A 22104-nucleotide genomic window follows, 5' to 3' on the forward strand; every position below is an offset into this window, starting at 1 on the left:
AAGGCAATGGTCAAGGAACTGGCTGCCCAACGCCGCAAACACGATGACGCAGGACATTATCCATCTCGCAGCGGCAACCTCAGAGACCATCTCCACAGCTCAGTGATCCGGACAAAATCAAGAAAAATACAGCCGAACACATAAATAGGACATTGCACCGCCATAGCCGGCTTCGTGCAATGTCCTTATTTATTTGATGCAAATGCTAACCTATTGTACCACTGTATCACAACGATACAGCGAGACCCGAAAATCCCGTGCCCTATTACCGTAGACTAAGTGACGCGCAAGTTTGGAGGCAGAGCAAGGAACTAGAAAAATCCACGCGAAGGCGTAGTTAAGAGCTACGTCGAGCGCAGGATTTTTCGCAGTGACACAGAGCTATGCGCCAAAATCGCGCGTCACGCCCCGTCACACCGTAACCTGAGTGACGCGCAAGTTTGGAGGCAGAGCAAGGAACTAGAAAAATCCAAGCGAAGGCGTAGTTAAGAGCTACGTCGAGCGCAGGATTTTTCGCAGTGACACAGCTATGTGCCAAAATCGCGCGTCACGTCTAGAATTCTTGGCGAATGCCCGTATAGAAGGCTCGTCGTTTACTGTCGTTCACATCGTTCCACTCGCCGAAGAGATATGTTCCGCCCTTGACTTGGTACTGGGCGCGCAGACGAACAGTGAAATCATTCGGGTCATAGGCGTCGGCAGAGAATTTGAATTTATCCCCTGCGAAGGCATCGACGCCGATCCCTGCCGCACCCGCGACAACGCCCGCGCGTGCACCGAGTGCCGATCCGCGCAGGCCTACCTGTGCGTTAAATTTATCACCGCCGCCGATGTCATCAACCCCAAACGAGGCGTACATGCCCTTCGCTTCGCCCACGTCGAGATTGAAGTTCGTCCGCCAGTCGTCCGCCTTTCCGCTGTACATGGCGTCGACCTTCGGCATGACCTTTATGCTCCCGAGTCGTCCCATCAGCCCGTTTGCCTTGTCGGTCATCGTACGTGCGTTGTGGATGAGGGCGCGCGCGTCCTCCTGCGTCTTCACATCTCCGGTCACAGACTCGATCCCCTCGGCAATGCGCGCGATGCGTCCTGATGCCTCAGTGATATTGGCGAGGGTGCGGCGCAGATTTTCTGCGGTCGCGGGATCTGCTCCGACGGTCTCGAGATTGGTCATGATGCGTTCAACGCTCGCCGTGCTCTGCGCAAGGTTGGCGCTCATGGCGTTCATATTCGCGATTGTGCCGCTGAGGTTCCCGCGGTTCTCCGCCGCCATCTGCTCGAGCGTCGCAGTGAGCCCGTCAAGATGCGCCGTCATGTGCTCCATATTGACGACGAGCTGCACTATGGAAGTCTGGAAGCCGGGCGCACCGACGATGTTGTTGATGCCCGTGAGCATGTCCTCGACCTGGATGATCATCTTATTCAGCTCGGTGAACATGGAGTCCATGCCCATCTCATCCGCGCCGTAGAGATAGTCCCCCGCGGCATAGTAATCCGTATTTGCAGACGGTGTGATGATGACGAACTTATCCCCCATGATGCCGGGCTGTGCGATGGTCACAGACGATCCGCGCGGGATCTTCACGTCGTCCGAGACGCTGATAGCGACGGTAACACCTGTGCCGTCGCTGCCCACCTTCTCGACATGTCCAACGGGCACGCCGGAGAGGAGCACCTGCGCCTCGGGGTTCAGCCCGACCGCGCGCCCAAAGCCGACGTAGAGTGTGTACTCATGTCCCCCGCCAAGCCGCAGCCCGCCAAAGAATATGACGACGGCGACGAGAAGTGCTGCGCCGACGAGTGTAAATGCGCCGACTTTTGCCTCTGCGCTCATGCTCCGCTCTCCTTTCTGTGATGCAGCGTACGGAAAAACGCCTGTACACGCGCATCATCAATTTCCTGAAACCGCTCCGGCGTGTCCACCGCAATAAGTGTGCCGTCGTAAATCATGGCGATGCGGTCGGCAATGCGGCTGGCGCTCGCCATATCATGGGTGACGACGACGGAGGTCACGTCGAGCTTTTTCTGCATATCGATGATGAGTTCGTCGATCTTTGCCGTCATGATGGGGTCAAGACCCGAACTCGGTTCGTCGTAAAAGATGATCTCGGGATCGGTCGCAATCGCGCGTGCGAGCCCGACGCGCTTTTTCATGCCGCCCGAGAGTTCCTGAGGCATGAGGTGCTCGACGCCCGGCAGTCCGACGAGCTCGAGTTTTTCGGCGACGATGCGGCGAATCTCATCCTCAGTTTTATCCGTGTGCTCGCGCAGTCCGAACGCGACGTTCTCGCCGACGCTCATAGAGTCAAAGAGCGCAGAGTACTGGAACACCATGCCCATCCTCAGACGTACGCGGTCGAGGGCGGTCTCGTCCATCGCGGCGATGTTGTCCGTGCCGACGCAGATTTCGCCCGCGGTGGGGCGGTCAAGCCCGATCATGAGGCGCAGGAGGGTGGATTTCCCCGATCCGGAGCCGCCGATGATGGCGACGGTTTCGCCTTTTTCTATGGTCAGGCTGATGTCCTTCAGCGCTTCTTTTTCGGCAAAGCGTTTGGAGACGCCGTGCAGTTTTATCATATGCCCTCCCGTCCGTCAGAAGAGGAAGAACGTCAGGACGGCGTTCAGGATGAAAATCACGATGATGGAGGTGACGACGGTCTGCATGGTCGCTTTCCCGACGCCCTCCGCACCGTTCGGCGCCGCAAGCCCATAATGACAGCCGAGGACAGCGATGACGTTGCCGAAGAAGATCGCCTTAATCAGTCCGCCCGTTAAGTCATAGATGGTTGCAAACTGTGTAATCGAGTGTGTGAACGTGTAGGCGGAGATGCCGGAGTAATGCACGGCGGTGAGATAGCCGCCGAACACGCCGATGACGTCGCCGAATACGGTCAAGATGGGAACGACGCACATACACGCGAGCATCCGGGGCACGATGAGGTAGTTGACGGGACTGACCGCCATGACGCGCAGTGCGTCGATCTGCTCCGTGACCTTCATCGTGGAGACCTCCGCGGTAATCGCCGCGCCCACGCGCCCCGCGCAGACGACGCCGACGAGGACGGGGCCGAGCTCACGCCCGATGCTGATAGCAATGACCGCGCCGATCGTGCTCTGCGCGCCGTAGCGGATGAATTCGTGCGCCGTCTGGAGCGTCAGCACAACGCCTGTAAAGAGAAGTGTCAGTCCGACGATGAGCAGGGAGTCCGCACCGAGATGCGACATCTGATAGACGATGCTCCGCACGCGCAGCCGCCGCGTGACCTGCCGCATGGTCTCTCCGTAGAGGAGCGTGACGCGCCCGATATTGGCGAGATGCGTGAGGACAAATGCCCCGACCGCCTCTAGGATTCTCTGCACCGCCGCACCTCCTTACCCCTTTGCCGCCCGCATCGCCTCTGTGCGTGCGAGCTCGTCACAGCGTTCGTTCCGCGGATTGCCCGCATGTCCCTTGACCCACCGGAACCGGACGTGCCGCGCGGCAAACGCCGCGTCGAGCTGCATCCACAGATCTTGATTGAGAACGGGCGCGCCGTCCGCTTTCTTCCAGCCGTGCTTTTTCCATGCGGGCAGCCAAAATTTGGTAAACGCATTCTTCAGATACTGACTGTCCGTATAGAGCACGATACGCGATCCCGCAGGGACAGCGGATACCGCCTTCAGCGCGGCGGTCAGCTCCATGCGGTTGTTCGTGGTTTCGGGATCGCCGCCGCTCTTCTCCTCGACCGCCCCCGTCGCGGCAGTCTCGATGACCGCCGCCCATCCGCCGGCACCGCCCGGGTTCCGCAGGCACGAGCCGTCCGTGTGAATGATGTAGTCCGCGTCGGCAGGCGCTTCATCCTCAGCGGACGATGCAGTGTGTGCGGGGGGCTGAGTACCACCGCTCACTCCCGTCCCCGCAAGCCAGTCACGCGCCTCGGACTCGGTCATAAAGCCTTTATAAACCGCGCCCCGAAAGCCCTGCACCGCCGCGGCACAGTCCGCCCATATGGTGAACAGCCCCGTTTTGTGCCCGCGTTTCACGGCGTAGAATTTCTTTGCCACAAATACCGTCCTCTAGTACGACCAGCGATAACCGATAGAGAGACCGGCACCGTTGTACCCCGGATTTTTCGTGCGCTGTCCGTTCGAGACATGATGCCCAAGATAGGCGACACTCAATGCGCTGCGGTCGTTGAACTTATAGGTAAGACGAGGACCGATGCGCCATAGGAAGTCATAGTTGCGCGTATGTGCAGGGTGGACGCGGTTATAAACGAGCAGGGCGCCCGTCACGTCAAGGGACGCTTCCCACTTTTTTCCCATGGGCTTCGTCCAGCGTACCATATACGAGGGGCCCACGCCGACGGCAGACGAATCGAGCCGCACGTCCGGACGGTCTTTCTCTGCCCACGAACCGACGGCACGCGATACGGTCACCCCCCAATGGAGAGACATTGCGTGCATCTCCTTATATTGCCGATAGACCTGCACATTGTAGAGATCGATATAACGGCGTTCACCGTGCCCATGCAGGTAATCCATCTGAATCTCCGCGCTGCGCTTCTCCGTGCGCGCGGACGCATCCCCCATATGCATCTCCCGCATATCGTCCACGGGGCGCGCATCTGCCGCCGCGATCTGCGGCAGTGCAAAGAGCACAAGCCCCGCCAAAACAGCTGTCTTTGACTTACACAAAGTCATCACAATCACCTCCAACGCAAAAAAAGTTCTTCCTCAAGACCGAGGCGGTCGCATATCTTTCCAACCATCATATTCACGAGATCATCCACCGTCTCCGGGCGGTGGTAAAAGCCGGGAGCGGCAGGCATGACGACCGCGCCCGCGCGCGCAAGGCGGAGCAGGTTCTCGAGGTGGATCTCGTGCATCGGGGTTTCCCGCGGCACGAGCAGGAGTCTGCGCCCCTCCTTAAGAGTAACGTCAGCGGCGCGCGTCAGGAGATCGTCCGTGACGCCGTGGGCGAGTGCGCCCGCCGCGCGCATGGAGCACGGCAGGATGACCATCGCGTCCATACGGAACGAGCCGCTCGCGATCGCCGCGCCCACATCGTCGTTCGCGTAGAGCTTCGTCACGCGGCGGGAAAGCTCCTCGCGCGTGATGCCGCATTCATAATCGAGCACCTTTTCCCCGCTCGTAGTGACGACGGCGTGAATCTCGATGCCGCGGCGGCACAGTACCTCCATGAGCCGCACGGCATAGATGCTGCCGCTCGCGCCCGTGATGCCGACAATGATTTTTTTCATCGAATCACGGTCACGCCGCCCATGTAGGGCACGAGCGCCTGCGGCACGACGACCGAGCCGTCCTCCTGCTGATTGTTCTCGAGGATTGCGGCGACCGTGCGCCCGACCGCGACGCCCGAACCGTTCAGCGTGTGGAGGAACGCGGGCTTCGCCCCGCGCGCGGGACGGTATTTGATATTCGCGCGGCGCGCCTGATAGTCCGTGCAGTTCGAGCACGACGAGATTTCACGGTATTTATTCTGCGCGGGCATCCACACCTCGAGGTCGTAGGTCTTGGCGGAGGTAAAGCTCATGTCGCCCGTGCAGAGCTGTATCACGCGGTACGGCAGTTCGAGCGTCCGCAGGACGTCCTCCGCCGCCTCGACCATACTCTCAAGTTCGTCCCAGCTCGTCTCGGGCGTGACGAATTTGATCAGCTCGACTTTGTTGAACTGATGCTGACGAATCAGTCCGCGCGTGTCGCGTCCCGCGCTGCCCGCCTCGGCACGGAAGCACGCGGTGTAGGAGGTATAGTACTCCGGCAGCTGCGCCGCGTCTAGAATCTCGTCGCGGTGGTAGTTCGTCGTCGGCACCTCCGCTGTCGGCACGAGGTAGTAGTCCAGCCCCTCAAGCTTGAACATGTCCTCGGCGAACTTTGGGAGCTGTCCCGTGCCGACCATGCTGCTCTCGTTCACGATGTAAGGTGCGAGCATCTCGGTGTAGCCGTGCTTTTCCGCGTGCAGATCCATCATGAAATTGATGCAGGCGCGTTCAAGTCGCGCGCCAAGTCCCTTATAGAACGTAAAGCGCGCGCCCGTGACCTTTGCCGCGCGCTCCGCGTCGAGAATGCCGAGCCGCTCGCCGATATCCCAATGCGCCTTTGGCTCAAAATCAAAAACGCGCGGCGTCCCCGTGCGGCGCACCTCGGGATTCTCCGTCTCGTCTTTGCCGACGGGCACATCCGCCTTGGGCATGTTCGGAATTTGAAGGAGCAGGTCGCGCAGTTTCAGCTCGACATCGCGCAGATCCTCATCGAGCGCCGCGATCTCATCGCCGAGCGTCCGCATCTCCGCGACGATGTCCTCCGCCGCCTCGCCCGCTTTCTTGCGGACGCCGATCTCCTTCGACACGGCGTTGCGGCGCGCCTTCTTTTCCTCCACGTCCTGCAAAATGCGGCGGCGCTCCTCGTCAAGCGCGGTAAAAGGGCTGAGGTCGAGACCGTTGCAGCGGTTCTTCAGCATCTCGCGCACGGCGTCTAGGTTCTCTCGGACAAACTTCATATCCAGCATCAATATCACTCCATCGCAGTGTAGAATTTCATCTGTTATCATAGTACAAAGGGCGTATTTTGTAAAGAAACACCTAGACACGCACCTCAAAACGCGGACGCTCCGCGCCGTCCTCCTCCCGCTCTGCGGGGCGGTGTGCGGACGGTGGAGCATCCGTTTTCGGTATCTGCTCTGTCGGAGTGCGCGATACTGGCGGTACTGCCGGCGTCGGTGCAGACGGCGCATGCTCTACGGGCGGGGGGGACGTCCGTGCCCCCTCACGGCGCACACTGCGCGGCGGCATCTGCGCTCCTACATCCGACGAGGGGGCGCGCCGCTCTTCGCGGGCGAGGCGTTCGAGTGCCTCGCCCGCCGTCAGCCCCGTGTACTCCGTCAAAAGCTCTCCGCGCGTATCGCGTGCGCGGCGTGTCCGCGCCGCCGCCGAAAGCAGTGCCGCATGTTCCTCCGCTGTGCCGTCCGTATCTGCGGGGCGCAATGCATCCCTCTCGCGCTCCTGAGCCAAGATACGCTCCGCGAGATGCGGCACCTCTTCCGCCGGCTCCGTGCTCTCTTTCCTGCGGAAGAACCTGCGAAAAAGAACGACGCCTCCAACGATGCCGACGACAAGCAGTCCTGCCCATGCAAAAGCGCTCGGCGCGGTATAGGACTGCGGCGGCTCCGGCACAGCAGTCTGCGCATTCGCGTCGGTGCCGATGCCGAGCTGCTTCTTGAGGATCGCATTCTCCTCCGCGGCGCTGAGTCCGTTTGCCACATCCGCACCCGTCTGTCCCTCGACCTGCGTTCCGCGATCGACGCGTGCACTCGCCGTGTTCACGCGGTCGCCGTTTGCAGCATCGCTGCGCGCGCCTGCATTGGATCGCTCACTCTGTCCCGTTTTCGTGCGATCCTGCGGCGCCCCCGTTGTTGTCTTGGAGAGCGCGCCGTTTCCCTGCGCGACGGAGTCCCGCGCCTGCTGCTCCGCCTGCGCGTCGCCCGTCGTATGCACGCTGTTATTCTGCGCGTCCCGCGCTGCGTCGCCGAGCGTGATCTTCGGCGGCGTGGGAGGCGTCGGCGGCGTCGGTGGGGTGATCGCCATACGCGTTCCTCCTTCCCATCGGTATTTTTACGTTAATTATTTATAGGCTCTGACATTTAGTCTGTCGTCCTTCACACTGCCGTCCGTCTCCACATGCGCAAACCCCGTGCGAGTCAATAAGTCCTCGAGCTCTTCCGCCGTATAGATCGTCATGCCGTCGACGATCTTCGTCCATTTGAGACTCTTCTCAGTTTTCTTTCCCGCCTCGTTCGTAATCATGAACACACCGCCCGGCTTCAGCACGCGCAGAACCGCACGGAAACAGTCTTCTATATCCGGCCAAAAGTAGACGGTCTCGAACGCCGTCACGACGTCGAAGCGTTCGTCCCCAAACGGCATTTCCGGAAGAGCGCATTGAACGACTTCACAGCGTCCCGCTGCAATCGCGGCAGCGTTGAGTTCTCTTGATTTTTCCACGGACACCTTGGAATAGTCGAGCCCCGTCGCATGCCCCCGCGGGAGCGCTCGGAGGAACCGCGCGATATTCGCCCCGCCCCCGCATCCGCAGTCGAGCACGTCCTCATCGCCGCGCAGGACGAGATGAGAGAATCCCCACGCCGCGATCGGCGCGTGCCCGCGGTTCATGATACCGACCACAAATTTTCCGACAAGCCCCTTCGGCTTTGCCGCGTTGCTGAAGAATTTTTTAAGCAGTCCCATATCCGCTCCCTCCTTACCGTTCAATCATAGTCCCTATATTACCACAAAAAATAAAAAGTGTCTCGCAGCAGAAATCTGCGAGACACTTTTATGTCACTCAATGATTTTATTTTTAGAGAAGCGCCTTGCGCAGTTCCTCGCCGCTCTGTGCGCAGATGTAGGAGGGCGCAATGTCCAGTACCGTCCTGCATCCCGTCGCGCCCTCTTTGGCAAGGCGATGCGCCGCGCGCGCATACGCCGCGAGCACGTTCGCCGTGAACTCGGGGTTCGAGTCGAGCTTCAGGCTGTACTCGATGACATGCTTGTGCTCGCCGCCCTTTCCGGTTGCCCCGGAACGAATGACGAAACCTCCGTGCGCAAGCCCCGCATGGTCGCGCCGGAGTTCCTCCTCGCTGATGAAATGCACCGTCGTGTCGTAGTCCGAGAAGTAGTTCGGCATCGTCACGATCGCCTTCTCAACAGCCGCGGCATCAGCGCCCGCCTCGAGAACGACATAGCACTCGCGGGTGTGCTTTTCGCGCGTCGAGAGCGTCGGATTCGAGCCGCTGCGCACAGCCTCCAGAGCCGCCGGAACGGGCACAGTATACTGCTTTGCATCCTTCACGCCCGGAATGCGGCGGATCGCATCGGAATGCCCCTGACTGACGCCGCGCCCCCAGAACGTGTAATCTGCGCCGCCCGGCAGAATCGCGTTGCTGTAGACGCGGTTCAGCGAGAACATGCCCGGATCCCAGCCGACCGAGATGATGCCGACGCGTCCCGCCGCCTTTGCCGCCGCATCCACCGCCGCAAAATGCGCGGGGATCTTCGCGTGCGTGTCGAAACTGTCCACCACATTGAACAGCTTTGCAAAGGCCGGTGTCTGCTCCGGAAGATCGGTCGCCGAACCGCCGCAGAGAATCAGCACATCCACCTTATCCTTCCACTCTGCCGCCGCGCTTGCGGAGACGACGGGCACGCCTGAGCGCACCTTGACCGACGCGGGATCGCGCCGCGTAAAGACGACGACGAGCTCCAGATCCGCATTTGCCTCCACAGCGTACTCGACGCCGCGTCCGAGATTCCCATAGCCCAAAATTCCAATTCGTGTCATAAATGCTCCTCCCACCGTTTCCCCTAAAACGGCGTAAAACCTTTCAGGAAACAACGCTCCTCAGTAATGCGGGTGTGCCTTCACATAGTCCACCGGACGCGACCAATCCACCTGAACCCCCGTCTCGTTCCAGAGACGGGTCAGGGCAAGCTCAAAGCTCTCTCGATCGGCGAGCGGCGTGACCGTCTCTTTCGTAAAGTCCATCAGCGTCTCATGGGGCATCTCGACCTCATGCGGAACGGCGAGAAAATCCTCCACCGCCGTGCGTCCTTTTTCATCCGCAAGATTTACACTTGCCGACCGTGACGCACTGTCGTAGTCAATCCAGCCGAGTACCTCGCCATAACTGATGGCGACGCTGTATGTATCACTCACTCGTATCACCTCTTATGAACGGATATATACCCTTTTACAGGCGTTCATTATTATAGAACGATTCCGCGCCGCGCGCAACTGTCCGCAGCGAATTATTCTGTATACAGAGTTCGCTTTTTCTCCCCTCGCCCGTTGCATAAGAATTTGGCATGCAGTAAAATATAAAAAAAAGAAATTACCTATACCAAGTCCAAATCATGGAAAAGGAGCTGGAACTTTTTATGGAATTTACAAGCACCATCGCCCCCGGCATGACACACGAGGTACAGGACAGCGTCACGGAGGAGAAGACCGCGCGCGTCGTCGGCAGCGGATCACTCAACGTCTACGCGACCCCCTGCATGGCGGCGCTCATGGAACGCGCCGCAGCCGAGCTATGCCAGCGCGAATGCCCCGTCGGATGGACGACCGTCGGCACTGCGCTCTCTATCAGCCACCGTGCCGCAACGCCCGTCGGGCTGTCCGTCCGCGCCGTCGCCGAGGTCACGGCAGTCGACGGGCGCAAGATCAACCTCAAGGTCACGGCATACGATGCCCGCGAGGAGATCGGTTCCGGCACGCATGAGCGTTTTGCCGTCGCATCGGAAAAATTCTTCGCCAAAGCCGAGAGCAAGCGCTAATCCTCTCCCATATAAATAATATCCACCCGCACAACAGGTAGTTTTTCATTTTGGGGCATCTCCCTAATATCACCGGCAGCATATAACTTGCAACATACAAAAGACGCCCTCTCGACCATGCGAGAGAGCGCCTTTTTTTATGCTGTGAAAATTTCTTTTCACATTTTTTCACATTTTTTCACATTTTTTCACAAGAAGGGTATTTTAGGTGCAAGAACCCGCGTCATTACTAGGGTTACGGGGCATTCTTACATCATGCCGCCCATTCCGCCCATGCCCGGTGCACCGCCCGGCATCGGAGCCTCGGGCTCCGGCTTGTCGGTGACGAGGGTCTCGGTCGTGAGTACCATTGCGGCGATGGATGCCGCGTTCTGGAGTGCCGAGCGCGTGACCTTTGCAGGGTCGACGATGCCCGCGCCGATCATGTCGACGTAGGTGTTCTCGAGCGCGTTGAAGCCGATACCGTCGCCCGCCTTCTTTACGCTGTCCACAACGACGGAGCCCTCAAGACCTGCGTTCTCGGCGATCTGGCGCACGGGTGCCTCAATGGCACGGCGCACGATGTCAACGCCGACCTTAACGTCGCCCTCGGCATTGATTTTATCAAGTGCCGGCAGAATATCGATGAAGGTCGTGCCGCCGCCGGCAACGATGCCCTCTTCAACTGCTGCGCGCGTTGCGTTGAGCGCATCCTCGACGCGGTATTTCTTGTCCTTCATCTCGACTTCGGTGGCTGCGCCGATCTCAACAACCGCAACGCCGCCCGCGAGTTTTGCGAGACGCTCCTGGAGCTTCTCGCGATCGAAATCGGAGGTCGTCTCCGCGATCTGCTTCTTGAGCTGATCGACGCGCGATGCGATCTGATTCTTATCGCCCGCGCCGTCAACGATGGTCGTCTCCTCTTTCGTGGAACGCACCTGACGCGCACGACCGAGGTCTGCGAGCGTAACGCTGTCGAGTTTGCGCCCGAGCTCTTCACTGATGACCGTTCCGCCCGTGAGGATCGCGATATCCTCGAGCATTGCCTTGCGGCGGTCGCCGAAGCCCGGAGCCTTGACCGCGAGCGCCTTGAACGTGCCGCGGAGCTTGTTGACAACGATGGTCGCGAGCGCTTCGCCGTCGAGATCCTCAGAGATGATGACGATCTGCTTGCCCTGCTTGACCACCTGCTCAAGCACGGGCAGGATGTCCGCGACGGACGAGATCTTGCGATCCGTGATGAGCACATACGGGTCGTCCATAATGGCTTCCATCTTCTCCGTATCCGTGACCATGTACGGGGAGATGTAGCCGCGGTCAAACTGCATTCCTTCGACGACGGAGAGGTTCGTGTCCATGGACTTGGACTCCTCGACCGTGATAACGCCGTCCTTGCCGACCTTCTCCATCGCCTCTGCGATGAGGTCGCCGACTTCGCTGTCGCCGGAGGAGATCGCCGCAACCTGCGCGATCTTTGCCTTGGTCTCGACCTTCTGTGCCTTGCTCTTGATCTCCTCGACGAGGGTCTTGACTGCGCACTCAATGCCCTTCTTGACGATCATCGGGTTAGCGCCCGCAACGACGTTGCGCATACCTTCCTGAATCATCGCCTGTGCGAGGAGCGTCGCGGTCGTCGTGCCGTCGCCTGCGATGTCGTTCGTCTTCGTCGCGACTTCCTTCACGAGCTGTGCGCCCATGTTCTCAAACGGATCTTCGAGCTCGATGTCGCGTGCAATCGTTACACCGTCGTTCGTGATGGTCGGTGCGCCGTACTTCTTATCGAGAACGACGTTGCGGCCTTTGGGACCGAGCGTTACCTTGACTGCGTTTGCCAGTGCGTCAACACCGCGTCCGAGCGCGCGGCGTGCCTCTTCGTCAAACAAAATCTGTTTTGCCATTACTATATGCCTCCTAAAAGCTGCGTAATCTTACAGAATCGCCAGAATGTCGCTCTCGCGGACGATGAGATAGTCCTTGTCGTCGACCTTGATCTCAGAGCCCGAGTATTTCGAGAATACGACACCGTCGCCCACCTTTACCTCAGGTGTGGCGCGCTGTCCGTTATCCAGCAGCTTGCCCGTGCCAACGGCAACGACTTTGCCCTTCTGCGGCTTTTCCTTTGCCGTGTCGGGGAGCACAATGCCGCTCGCCGTCGTGACATCGCTCTCCGCAACCTCAATGACAACACGTTCGCCCAATGGCTTAATCATGGTATCTGCCTCCTAGTTTCATAACAATGATATTCTACGCTGTTAGCACTCTCATGTACTGAGTGCTAACTCACGATTCATATAGTAATCCATTTAAGTCAAAAAGTCAATAGTCTTTTTATAAAAAAGTCAAACTGCTTTTTGAGGCGGCAAAATCAGCCCTCTTTGAATGCTGCAACAAGGTTCTTGAGGCGCGCCGTACCTTCTTTGAAGGTTTGAATCTTTGCCAAAATATCCTCATACTGCTCCGCCATACCGACGACTTTTTCGGCGATCTTCGTATTTCCGACGGCTCCCTCATGGGTTGCATTGCGGATCTCATCCATCGCCTGGTTCATTTCATTGACAGAGGAGAGCAGTTGCTGCGAATTTGCTGTCGTATCCTCTGCGCTCTTGCGGAAATACGCGGTATCCTTCTCGTAGGAGAGCGTGGTTTCATCCATCCGTCCATAGTCGGCATGGACGTCCTCGTCGATGAATTGCAGCAGACTGTATGCTCCGTCTGAGAGTGCTTGTACGGATGCCGTGACCTGCCCCGTAAGACCTCTGATTTTCTCGGTGGTCTCGCGCGACTGCTCGGCGAGTTTGCCGACCTCACCCGCAACGACGGCAAAGCCGCGCCCCTGTTCACCGGCGCGCGCCGCCTCAATGCTCGCATTGAGCGCGAGCAGGTTGGTCTGCTCCGCAATTTCAGCAATATCTCGTGTGAGCTGTCCAATCTGGTCGACAACCTTTGCGGATTCGATCGCTTCCTCGACAGAGGCCTTCGTCGCCCCGTAGATGCGATCGGCGCTTGCCCGCGATTGCTCCATCGCCGTCTTGAGCTGTGCGACGCGTCCCACAATCTCGCGCGCATAGTCCTCGCTGCGCGCGGCGGCATCCGCCGCCCCCTTAATGCCGTCGCTGAGGTCGCTGCTGAGATGCTGAACATTGGAGGTGGACGCCGCCGTCTCCTCCATGCCCGCCGACATCTCCTGCGTTACGGCTGACATGTCCTGCGTATCGCCGCTGAGACTATTCAGCATCTGCTCAAGCTCGCCGACCATGGCGTCCGTCGTCTCAGCTTCCTCATGCACCTGCTTCATAAAGCCCTGCATTTTGCTGAGTGCCTGCACCACGACGCCGATCTCATCGCGGCGCGCCGAGAGTTCCGCCGGGATCTCGCGGCTCAGATCGCCCGCCGCCACGGCGTTGAGGTGTCCGATCGATGCGGCAAGCGGTCCCGAGATATTATCCGCGATGAGACGCGAAACGAACAGCCCGAATCCGAGCGCGATCAGCAGGATCACCGCAAAGGTGTAGACCGTCTCGTCATAGCGGACATTGTTCGCCTCAAAGACCTGTTTTCCCTGAAACACGTTATCCGGAGTGAGCACATCCATATTGCTCGAAATCACCGTGAGCGACGCAAGATTATTAAAGACCGCAATGCGATCTTCCGGTGCAGTCCCCATATTGTTGATGGCGCCGACCTTATTCGCGGCGACAGTGAGGTTTTTTTCCAGCTCAGCAATGGTCGCCTGCGCGCGCTCGCTCGTGTCAATCTTTTTGAGTTCCTCCATATCGTGCCGGATTCCGTCAAGATTGCCGAGCACATCGTCCACAAGCACCTTGCGGCTGTCCGCGGGCATATCCGTCTGCAACAGATACGGCGTGTTCACACTGATTTTGCGCAGCCGATTGTTCGCATCGTTGAGGTACTGCGTCGTCATGAGGTTGTGGTTATACATATCGTCGAGCGAATCTTTCGCACGGTAGTTCGAGTAGATTCCAACTGACGCAACAATGAGAAGAACGACGAGCAGCGTCACGGAGAGGATAAAAATCTTCGTCCGCACGCTGTAATCTTTGAGTGCATCCGCACCAATCATTGGAATATTCATGCCGCCGCCCTCCTCAGTTGCCAACCTGTCCGATATTTTCCTGCGTGATGGATGTAAAAGGAATCGATGTATCGCTTGACGGCGGATTTCCCTTGATGAATCCCTCCGCGAGCGTCAGCGCGGCTTCGCCCTGTCCCTTTGCATCCTGCTTGACGGTCTGCACCATCTCCCCGGCCGTCACGGCGGCAAGCCCTGCCGGTGTCGCATCAACCCCTGAGATCAGGCAGCCCTCGAGGCGGTTTGCCCCCTTGAGTGCCTGCACTGCGCCGAGCGCCATCTCATCGTTGCCCGCAACGACACCGTTGATCTCCGGAAACATGCTCATCCAAAGAGTCATTGTCTTGAGCGCCTCTGCTTTGCTCCATCCGGCATCGACAAAAGAGAGCAGCTGTATGTCCGGGCGCTTGTCAAGGCAGGCTTCTTTGAACCCTTCCCAACGTCCCACGGCACTGCTCTGCGTACCGTCGCCCTGCAAATAGACGATCTTTGCGCCCTCCGGCAGATGCTTCGCCATGTATTCGCCCTGCATACGACCGGCTTCCTTATCGTCGGAAAACGCGCGCAGCACCTTTCCACCCGCAACGCTGCGGTTGACGATGATCACAGGGATGCCCGCATCGTTTGCCTTTTCGATGCTTTTGACAATGCTCGTCCCATCCGCCGCGAGCAGAACGATCGCGCCTGCACCGCTGCTGATGGCATCGTTCATCTGGTCGATCTGCATATTGCCGCTGCCCTTGGCGTCCAAATACGTGACCTCGATGCCGTCCGCCTTTGCCTTTTGATCAAATGCCGCTCTGATCTGCGAACAGAACCCGTCCGCATCGTCAAAATTTGCATAGACGACGCGGTTCGAACTCGCCCCCGGCATTCCACAGCCCGCAAGTCCCAAGCAAGCGGCAGGAAGAAGAAACATTGCCCATTTTCTCAGATTCATACCGATCCCTCCATTTTTCTGCATGTGTTTCCTTTTACATATGTTTCACGGGTACGGGACCGCGCGAGAGTGCGATTGCTCCCGTCCGCGCGATCTCGATGATGCCATAGTCCGAGAGAAGCTCCGAGAGCGCGTCGATTTTCTTCGTGTCGCCCGTCAGCTCCACAACGACATTCTCCACACCGACGTCCACAATGCGTGCGCGGAAGATGTTCACGACGTCAATGATCTGCGCGCGCGACTCCTTCGTCGCACGCACCTTAATGAGCACAAGTTCACGCGTGATGGAGTCAAACTGCGTAAGATTGACAATTTTCACAACATCGATGAGCTTTGAAAGCTGTGTCACTACTTGGTTCAGCTCATTCTCCGAGGCAACCGAGACAACGATGTTGATGCGCGTGACCGCCTTTTCCTCCGTGTAGCCGGCAGAGATACTCTCGATGTTGAACGCGCGGCGACTGATGAGACTGGCGATGTGTGTGAGAACACCCGGCTTGTTGTCGACCAGCACTGCGAGTAAATATTTGTCCATATTACCTTCCTCCCAGCACCATCTGATCCAGCCGCTTTCCGCCCGGCACCATCGGCACAACGTCCGCCTCCTCGGGGACAATGACGTCGATGAGCCGCGCCCCATCCTCCGCGAGGAGACGCGGCAGCTCCTCCGCGAGCTGCTCCTTCGTCTCGATGCGCGCCCCCGCAACGCCCATCGCTGCGGCGAGCTTTACATAATCCGTTTTTCCTTTGAGCTCCGACGCGGAATAATGACGGCTGTAAAAGAGCCGCTGCCACTGTCCTACCATGCCAAGGATGGAATTGTGCACGATGACGACCTTGATGTCGATGTCGTTGTCCGCAATCGTCGCGAACTCTTGACAATTCATCATGATGCTGCCGTCGCCCGTGATGAGCACGACCTTTTTCTCCGGGCAGGCGAGTTTCGCACCGAGTGCCGCCGGCAGACCGTACCCCATCGTGCCGAGCCCGCCCGACGTGAGGAATGTCCGCGGCGCATGTGCATGGAAGAACTGCGCCGCCCACATCTGATGCTGTCCCACATCCGTGACGCAGATCGTATCCTCATCCATCAGTGCGCGCACCCGGCTGACGAGTGCCTCGGGGCGAATCTCCTCCGCCTCCTTCCATGTCAAGGGATGCGCACGCTCCATCGACAGCACTTCGCCGAGCCACGGGCGGAAGCGCGTCGTCAGATCCCCGCCGAGAGCACGCACCGCCGCAACGAACGCGGGCAGCGTTCCGCGCAGATCGCCGAGCACGGGGAGATCGACACGCACATTTTTGTTCAGCTCCGCGGGATCAATGTCAAAATGCACGACGCGCGCCTTGGGCGCAAACGCTGCAGTGTTCCCCGTTACGCGGTCGCTGAAGCGCGTGCCGACCGCGAGGAGGAGGTCGCACTCCTGTATTGCCATGTTCGACGCGTAGGAGCCGTGCATCCCCGCCATCCCGGTGAATCCCTCGGTCTCTGCGGCGATGCCGCCGATGCCCATGAGCGTCGCGACCGACGGCATCCCCGTCAGTCTGAGGAGTTCACGAATCTCCTCCGCAGTATCCGAGAGCACAACACCGCCGCCGACGAAGAGCAACGGCTGCTCCGCCGCGGCAAGAGCCTCCGCTGCCGCCCGCACCGCTGCGGGATCAAAGGAGGCCTCGCCCGTATAGCCGTGCAGCTTTACAGCGGTCGGATAGCGATAGTCGATCTGCGCATCGAACACATCCTTTGCCACGTCGATGACAACGACGCCCGGGCGCCCCGTCCGCGCGATATAAAACGCCTCTTTGACGATGCGCGGCAGATCCGCCGCGTCCTTCACGAGATAATTATGCTTCGTAATCGGCGTCGTAATACCCACGATGTCCGCCTCTTGGAACGAATCTTTTCCAATGTAAGGATTTGCCACCTGTCCCGTGATGCAGACCATCGGCACAGAGTCCATATGTGCCGTCGCAATCCCCGTCACGAGATTCGTCGCGCCGGGTCCCGATGTTGCAAATACGACGCCGACCTTCCCCGACGCGCGGGCGTACCCGTCCGCCGCATGTGCCGCGCCCTGCTCATGACGCGTCAGCACATGCCGGAACCCCATTTTATAAACTTCGTCATACAGCGTAAGCACCGCGCCGCCCGGATAGCCAAAGACGACCTCGACGCCCTCCTGTTTCAAACTCTCTAAAAGCGCATGTGCGCCGTTCATCATCAAATCGGATTCCCTCCTAAAATATAGCCATCCCCATTATAATACTCTTCTATTATAGGGGTTTCTCCTTTTTTTTACAAGCATCTCCGACATCTTGAATAATTTTCCGGACATCTTTAATGATATGTGTGAAAGCAGATGCATGGACTCCATAACAACAAACGGATCCGATATACAATACATATCGAATCCGTTTCAATACAATTTTGTGAATACGCACGCGTAAGTTTGGAAGCATCCACACTTTTATAGCCCCGAACAAAGCAAGACTGCCGGCATGATCCACAAGGCGAATATAGCTTTGCTTTCGTTCTCTCACAGCACAATCGGTGATCACGACTCAACTCATGATCTATGATCCCTTGATTTCCGATCCACTACACTGTAGAGCATCGTAACGAACCCCTCCTCACCAAGATAACGCGGATCAAACGAGACGCACCCTATCGTCTCCCGGATACGAGTGATTGCCGCATTGACGCTCTTCTTATTTGAGCCAAATACGCGGTACAGTTCTTCTATATGCGTCAGGTCGATGCTGTTGATGTCGGCAAAAAGGAAAATAACCGCCGTCAAGACTTCCGGTTTTTCCGCATGCCTCCCGACAATATGCGCATAGTCACGGAACAGATTCCCCATCAGCTCCTGTGCGTAACGACTGAACCCAAGTTTTTCCGACACGGCCCGAAGCACGGTGAGCTCCTCGCTCCAACGATCCCGTTCAGCAGCAGGACGGTCGATCTGTGGTGGCAATGCACGCTGCGGAAGCACATCGAGCTGTGCCCTTGAAGAGAGTACGTGGATGGTATGCCGCACGAGTGCAGCCTCTCGCAGGAGAAATTCATCTATATCGGCAGACTTTTTCTGCATACAAAAGAGCTCAAATTCGCGTTGAATCGTCTCGCTGATACGCCGCTGAAGCCGCTTGCTCGCAGGAATCGACGTGATGTAGTTGAGCATCATCACCCCCTCGTCACAAATATGCCCGAACAAAATCGTTCGACTGAGCGCCCCCGGGATCCCCGGATGCGGCAGGATGATCTCCTCATTGCGAAGCATGTCACGGCAGACAATGTATTCATCGTACTCTTCCGTTACGGCAAGTACTGCAAAGCGCGCGGCAAGAAGATCCTGTATAATCTCACGCTCGTCGTAATCGAGCTTATCCCATTCCTGCTCGCTGTAATGCTCAATAGGCGTCTCATCGGTAGCGATCAAATGGTAGTCGAAGAAGAAAAAATCCCAAAACCGCAGCCAGAAAGTTTCCTTTTCCTCCTCGGAAGCGTGTTCATAAGCGCTCATATCGTAGAGATCGCCCGTATAGATCATGGCGGCGCGTCCGATATCAAGCTGATACGGAGGGCGCCTAAAATACTCGCCGATCTTGTGCAGGAGGTCATTGAGCTGGAGATTCAGCTCGTCCATCTCCATACGCTCATCCTCTTCGATATCATCGAGCGTCAGCCCTTCGATCTCCTCCCATTCGACACGCGGCGGCAGGCGAAATCGCCCTGTAATATAGAACTCCTCAAGATCCGCATCCGGCTCCGCCATATCGATCTCATAGTCCCCGTTTTCCTCAAGGTAAGTGAGGAATGCACGCATACGCGCAAAATAATCCTCCACATGGCACTTTAAGGGACGCCGGTCAATATGTTTTTCAGCATAGCGAAAAAAAAGCGCAAGATAGTCAATGCGGATAAACAGACGCGCAAGTTCGTCGCTGCGCCGTGCAATGCATATCAGGAAATCCTCGATGCAGTACCAGTCAATGCACAGCTCTTCGCTGCTCCTCCCTTTCCACGCCGACGCACGCAAATAGCGCTCGACCAGCGGTCTCGGCACAAAGATGTTCACACGCCCATGTTCGCCGTAGAAACGCTTGACCAAAGCGTAGACATTTTCCATGCAGCCCTCCCGCGTCACGCGTTTCCCCAAATACACAAATCCAAATAGAATACGGTTTATCCTAACAAATGTGTGAACACTTGTCAATCATACGCACACAATAGAAACAGATTCGTCACTCTTGCTTTTTTCTAAAAAAATCTGTAAAATGACAAAATGGAGAGAAAAGCGCGCATGCGCAGAAGATAAACGAAAGCATAGGTGATTCCGAATGAGCATATTCTCACGCTTCCTCCCGAAGCGCAAACCGCCCGAAATTAAGAACAACATCCCGAAGGAAAAGGAAAACATCCGCAAAACCTTCGGCATTTATTGCGGCAAGCATCACGAGAAGAACGGCAGCAAGCTCTGCCCGCGCTGCACGGCGCTGCTCGCAACCGTCTTTACGAAAATCGACCGCTGCCCCTACGGCATTACAAAGCCGATCTGCGACCGCTGCGACCGCCCGTGTTTCGGCACAAAGGCGACGCAGGAGTTCCTGACCATCATGCAGGGCACGCAGCGCGGAATGCTCCTGCGCCATCCCATTATGACCATCAAGCACAAGCTCGCGGGCATGGGTGTCGACTATGCCAAGCATCAGCAGCAGAAAAAGCTTGACGACAAGGTAAAGGCACGCGAAAAGGCAGCAAAAGAACGCGTCAAAGAGCGCAAGAAAAAATAAGACGAAAAATAATATGCGCAAAAAACCTCCCGTGCGGTACGTCCGCATCGGGAGGTTTTTATATGCACTTTACGCCAGCGTCTTAATGTATGCCTTGAGCTCGTCCGCGGCTTTCGTCACTTGTGAGAGATTTGCCGTAATCTCCTGCGTGGATGCCGCCTGCTCTTCGCTGATGGAGCCGGTCGTCTCGATGGATTTCGAAATGTCCTCAACGGCACGGTTCATCTCGTTCAGCGTAACCTGGATACGCTCAGTCGCTTCGCGTGACTGCTCCGCGAGCTTGCGCACCTCTTCGGCGACGACGGCGAACCCGCGTCCCTGCTCGCCCGCACGCGCTGCCTCAATCGCGGCATTCAGACCGAGGAGGTTCGTCTGTCCGGCGATGTTCGTGATGAAATCAATGACCTTGATCGTATCGGCATTGCGCTCCTGCAGGAACTTTGCCTGCTTCACCGACTCCTGCCCTGCCGTCGCGAGCTCCGTCGCGCTTTTTGCAACCTGCTCGATCGCCTCATAGACGGTCTGTGTCGACGTCGCAATCTGTTCGATCGCCGTCAGCAGCCGCTCATGGTCAATCTTCGTCTCTTCTGCCATATTTTACTTCCTCCCTGATCACCCGGTATGAATGATTCCCTACGGCATTGTTTGCTATGGTTTTAATTCAACGCAAAGTGAAAAAAACCTTCCTGCCCGCGAAATTTTCTCCGCCTATTTTTCCGGCATTAAGATAATGTTGACGGGCAGATTCGACGCGCCGGGCGGCGAGTATTCAAACTGCACGGGGCGGTCGCTCTCGTACGAACCGAGATCGGCAAGCTCCGTGTGCTGCGTCAGAAAGAGCAGCCCCTCCTCGCGGGCGCGCGCCACATTCTTCGGCTCGGGAACGGTTTGATCGCCGAAATATGCGCGGTGCTCGGGCGTCTCGAGCAGACGCATCCGCCCGCCGCTCCGCGCGCGCATTGCGCCCGCGTAAACGCCGCCGAGCGGGCTGAGGAAATAGCGTGTGCGCTCCCTGCCCATCGTTGGGATATTGATTTGATAGAGAATCCCATAGTTGCCGTAGTTCACGACGGGCGCGCCGTCCGTCGCGTCGACCCCCGTAAGGTACGTATCGTGCAGATTGTCCCCGATGGGGAAATACACTGCACCGTCACGTCCGGGGTGATAGATCCGCTGCGAGGTGACGATGCGGTTCATTCCTTGGAACGTTCCGCGCAGCGCCACCTCGTCGCGCGGCAGCACACGCGCCGTGCGCAGGAAGGCAAAGGGATCAATGTCCGCGCCGTACATGATCACAGAGACGCGCACGGGCGCACTCGCATCAAAATCATATACCCCGTAAACCAATTCTCCGGGGTTCAAAATCGTCTCATCCATCGCGGGTACGAGGAGACGCGGGCGTTCCTTCGTCACATGGATACGCTCGCTCATCTCGTGCGTATCAAAATAGCCGATCTGTGTCGCCTTGCCCACGCGCAGATAGTCGATGCTCGGCGCACTCGCTGCACCGCGTGTCACCGAAACGACAGCGAGATCCGCCTCCGTCTCGAGCACAACCGCCACTTTCTTCGGCGTTGCAGTATCGTTCAGATGATAGTAAAGAACGCGCGCCGCTCCCGTCACCGTATCACGGTAGAGAATCCCCGTCTCCTTGACATACTCGGGACTGTCCGAAAAGAGCAGCGTCCCGCCCGTATCGTGCGACTCCACTTCCCACCGGTGCATCATGCGCGACGCCTGCTGCGAAATCCGCTGCGCAGGGATCCCGTTATCGCCGAGGATTGCGGCGACGCGGCTGCGAATGCCCCCCTCCGCCGCGCCGCGCTCCCGCACAACCGTTGTCCCTCCGGTTGGATGCGCCTGTGCGCTTCGCGCCGCCGGGAAGAGCAGCGCGGCACAAAGCGCCGAGATCCCTAAGATTCCCTTCCACACGATTCCCTTATTCATACTCTCTTGATTTCCTTCCT

At 58.0% G+C, this 22104-nt stretch carries 22 protein-coding genes; 2 read left to right on the forward strand and 20 right to left on the reverse strand.

The window, feature by feature from the left end; translation table 11 throughout:
• Window positions 1-553: 553 nt before the first annotated feature.
• The 11 genes from K341_RS0100925 to K341_RS0100975 all read right to left on the reverse strand — a co-directional run bounded on the left by K341_RS0100925 (window position 554) and on the right by K341_RS0100975 (window position 9714).
• Window positions 554-1834, reverse strand: coding sequence for an MlaD family protein (locus tag K341_RS0100925; RefSeq protein ID WP_026761548.1), 1281 nt, complete (start codon window positions 1832-1834; stop codon window positions 554-556).
• Window positions 1831-2577, reverse strand: coding sequence for an ABC transporter ATP-binding protein (locus K341_RS0100930; protein WP_009439258.1), 747 nt, complete (start codon window positions 2575-2577; stop codon window positions 1831-1833). Before K341_RS0100930 ends, K341_RS0100925 begins: the two co-directional genes overlap by 4 nt.
• Window positions 2578-2592: 15 nt before the next feature.
• The gene (locus K341_RS0100935; protein ID WP_009349878.1) at window positions 2593-3360 is read right to left on the reverse strand and encodes an MlaE family ABC transporter permease; all 768 of its coding nucleotides are present in this window, start codon (window positions 3358-3360) and stop codon (window positions 2593-2595) included.
• 12 nt (window positions 3361-3372) lie between these two features.
• Window positions 3373-4044: a ribonuclease HI gene (gene rnhA / locus K341_RS0100940; protein ID WP_026761549.1), complete on the reverse strand. Its 672-nt coding sequence runs from the start codon at window positions 4042-4044 to the stop codon at window positions 3373-3375.
• Between the two features lie 12 nt (window positions 4045-4056).
• Entirely contained in the window at window positions 4057-4683 is a 627-nt protein-coding gene (locus K341_RS0100945; protein WP_009658991.1) for an acyloxyacyl hydrolase, read from the reverse strand.
• 5 nt (window positions 4684-4688) lie between these two features.
• On the reverse strand, window positions 4689-5243 hold the full coding sequence (locus K341_RS0100950; RefSeq protein ID WP_009349875.1) for a UbiX family flavin prenyltransferase: 555 nt from the start codon (window positions 5241-5243) through the stop codon (window positions 4689-4691).
• Window positions 5240-6511, reverse strand: a complete 1272-nt coding sequence (gene serS, locus K341_RS0100955; protein ID WP_026761550.1) for a serine--tRNA ligase — start codon at window positions 6509-6511, stop codon at window positions 5240-5242. Before serS ends, K341_RS0100950 begins: the two co-directional genes overlap by 4 nt.
• 73 nt (window positions 6512-6584) lie before the next feature.
• Entirely contained in the window at window positions 6585-7586 is a 1002-nt protein-coding gene (locus K341_RS0100960; protein WP_026761551.1) for a hypothetical protein, read from the reverse strand.
• 36 nt (window positions 7587-7622) lie between these two features.
• A complete protein-coding gene (locus K341_RS0100965) occupies window positions 7623-8246 on the reverse strand; it encodes a class I SAM-dependent methyltransferase (RefSeq protein ID WP_026761552.1) in 624 nt (207 codons plus the stop codon).
• A gap of 112 nt (window positions 8247-8358) precedes the next feature.
• Window positions 8359-9339, reverse strand: a complete 981-nt coding sequence (locus tag K341_RS0100970) for a diaminopimelate dehydrogenase (protein ID WP_009349870.1) — start codon at window positions 9337-9339, stop codon at window positions 8359-8361.
• 60 nt (window positions 9340-9399) lie between these two features.
• Window positions 9400-9714: a hypothetical protein gene (locus K341_RS0100975; RefSeq protein WP_026761553.1), complete on the reverse strand. Its 315-nt coding sequence runs from the start codon at window positions 9712-9714 to the stop codon at window positions 9400-9402.
• A 221-nt stretch (window positions 9715-9935) separates the two neighbouring features.
• On the opposite strand from K341_RS0100975, the gene K341_RS0100980 reads away from it, so the two are divergent.
• Window positions 9936-10334: a thioesterase family protein gene (locus K341_RS0100980; protein WP_026761554.1), complete on the forward strand. Its 399-nt coding sequence runs from the start codon at window positions 9936-9938 to the stop codon at window positions 10332-10334.
• Between the two features lie 248 nt (window positions 10335-10582).
• Here the strand turns inward: K341_RS0100980 and groL are convergent, their stop codons facing one another.
• The 7 genes from groL to K341_RS0101020 form a co-directional block, all read right to left on the reverse strand.
• Complete coding sequence (groL, locus tag K341_RS0100990) at window positions 10583-12211, reverse strand: chaperonin GroEL (protein WP_009349866.1); 1629 nt, start codon at window positions 12209-12211, stop codon at window positions 10583-10585.
• Window positions 12212-12241: 30 nt separating this feature from the next.
• The gene (gene groES / locus K341_RS0100995; protein ID WP_009349865.1) at window positions 12242-12523 is read right to left on the reverse strand and encodes a co-chaperone GroES; all 282 of its coding nucleotides are present in this window, start codon (window positions 12521-12523) and stop codon (window positions 12242-12244) included.
• Window positions 12524-12678: 155 nt separating this feature from the next.
• Entirely contained in the window at window positions 12679-14406 is a 1728-nt protein-coding gene (locus K341_RS0101000; protein ID WP_026761555.1) for a methyl-accepting chemotaxis protein, read from the reverse strand.
• A 13-nt stretch (window positions 14407-14419) separates the two neighbouring features.
• On the reverse strand, window positions 14420-15343 hold the full coding sequence (locus K341_RS0101005) for a sugar ABC transporter substrate-binding protein (protein ID WP_026761556.1): 924 nt from the start codon (window positions 15341-15343) through the stop codon (window positions 14420-14422).
• A gap of 34 nt (window positions 15344-15377) precedes the next feature.
• On the reverse strand, window positions 15378-15878 hold the full coding sequence (gene ilvN, locus K341_RS0101010) for an acetolactate synthase small subunit (protein ID WP_009349862.1): 501 nt from the start codon (window positions 15876-15878) through the stop codon (window positions 15378-15380).
• Between the two features lies 1 nt (window position 15879).
• Window positions 15880-17565: a biosynthetic-type acetolactate synthase large subunit gene (ilvB, locus tag K341_RS0101015; protein ID WP_211221196.1), complete on the reverse strand. Its 1686-nt coding sequence runs from the start codon at window positions 17563-17565 to the stop codon at window positions 15880-15882.
• A gap of 345 nt (window positions 17566-17910) precedes the next feature.
• Entirely contained in the window at window positions 17911-19473 is a 1563-nt protein-coding gene (locus K341_RS0101020) for a hypothetical protein (RefSeq protein WP_009439191.1), read from the reverse strand.
• 211 nt (window positions 19474-19684) lie between these two features.
• On the opposite strand from K341_RS0101020, the gene K341_RS0101025 reads away from it, so the two are divergent.
• Entirely contained in the window at window positions 19685-20137 is a 453-nt protein-coding gene (locus K341_RS0101025; protein WP_009349857.1) for a nitrous oxide-stimulated promoter family protein, read from the forward strand.
• Window positions 20138-20206: 69 nt separating this feature from the next.
• Here K341_RS0101025 and K341_RS0101030 read toward each other — a convergent pair whose 3' ends face one another.
• Complete coding sequence (locus K341_RS0101030) at window positions 20207-20731, reverse strand: methyl-accepting chemotaxis protein (protein WP_009349856.1); 525 nt, start codon at window positions 20729-20731, stop codon at window positions 20207-20209.
• Between the two features lie 114 nt (window positions 20732-20845).
• Complete coding sequence (locus K341_RS0101035) at window positions 20846-22084, reverse strand: hypothetical protein (RefSeq protein ID WP_026761558.1); 1239 nt, start codon at window positions 22082-22084, stop codon at window positions 20846-20848.
• Between the last annotated feature and the right edge of the window lie 20 nt (window positions 22085-22104).

The sequence above is a fragment of the Centipeda artemidis DSM 19719 genome, from assembly GCF_000426665.1.
GTDB classification, from domain to species: domain Bacteria; phylum Bacillota; class Negativicutes; order Selenomonadales; family Selenomonadaceae; genus Centipeda; species Centipeda artemidis.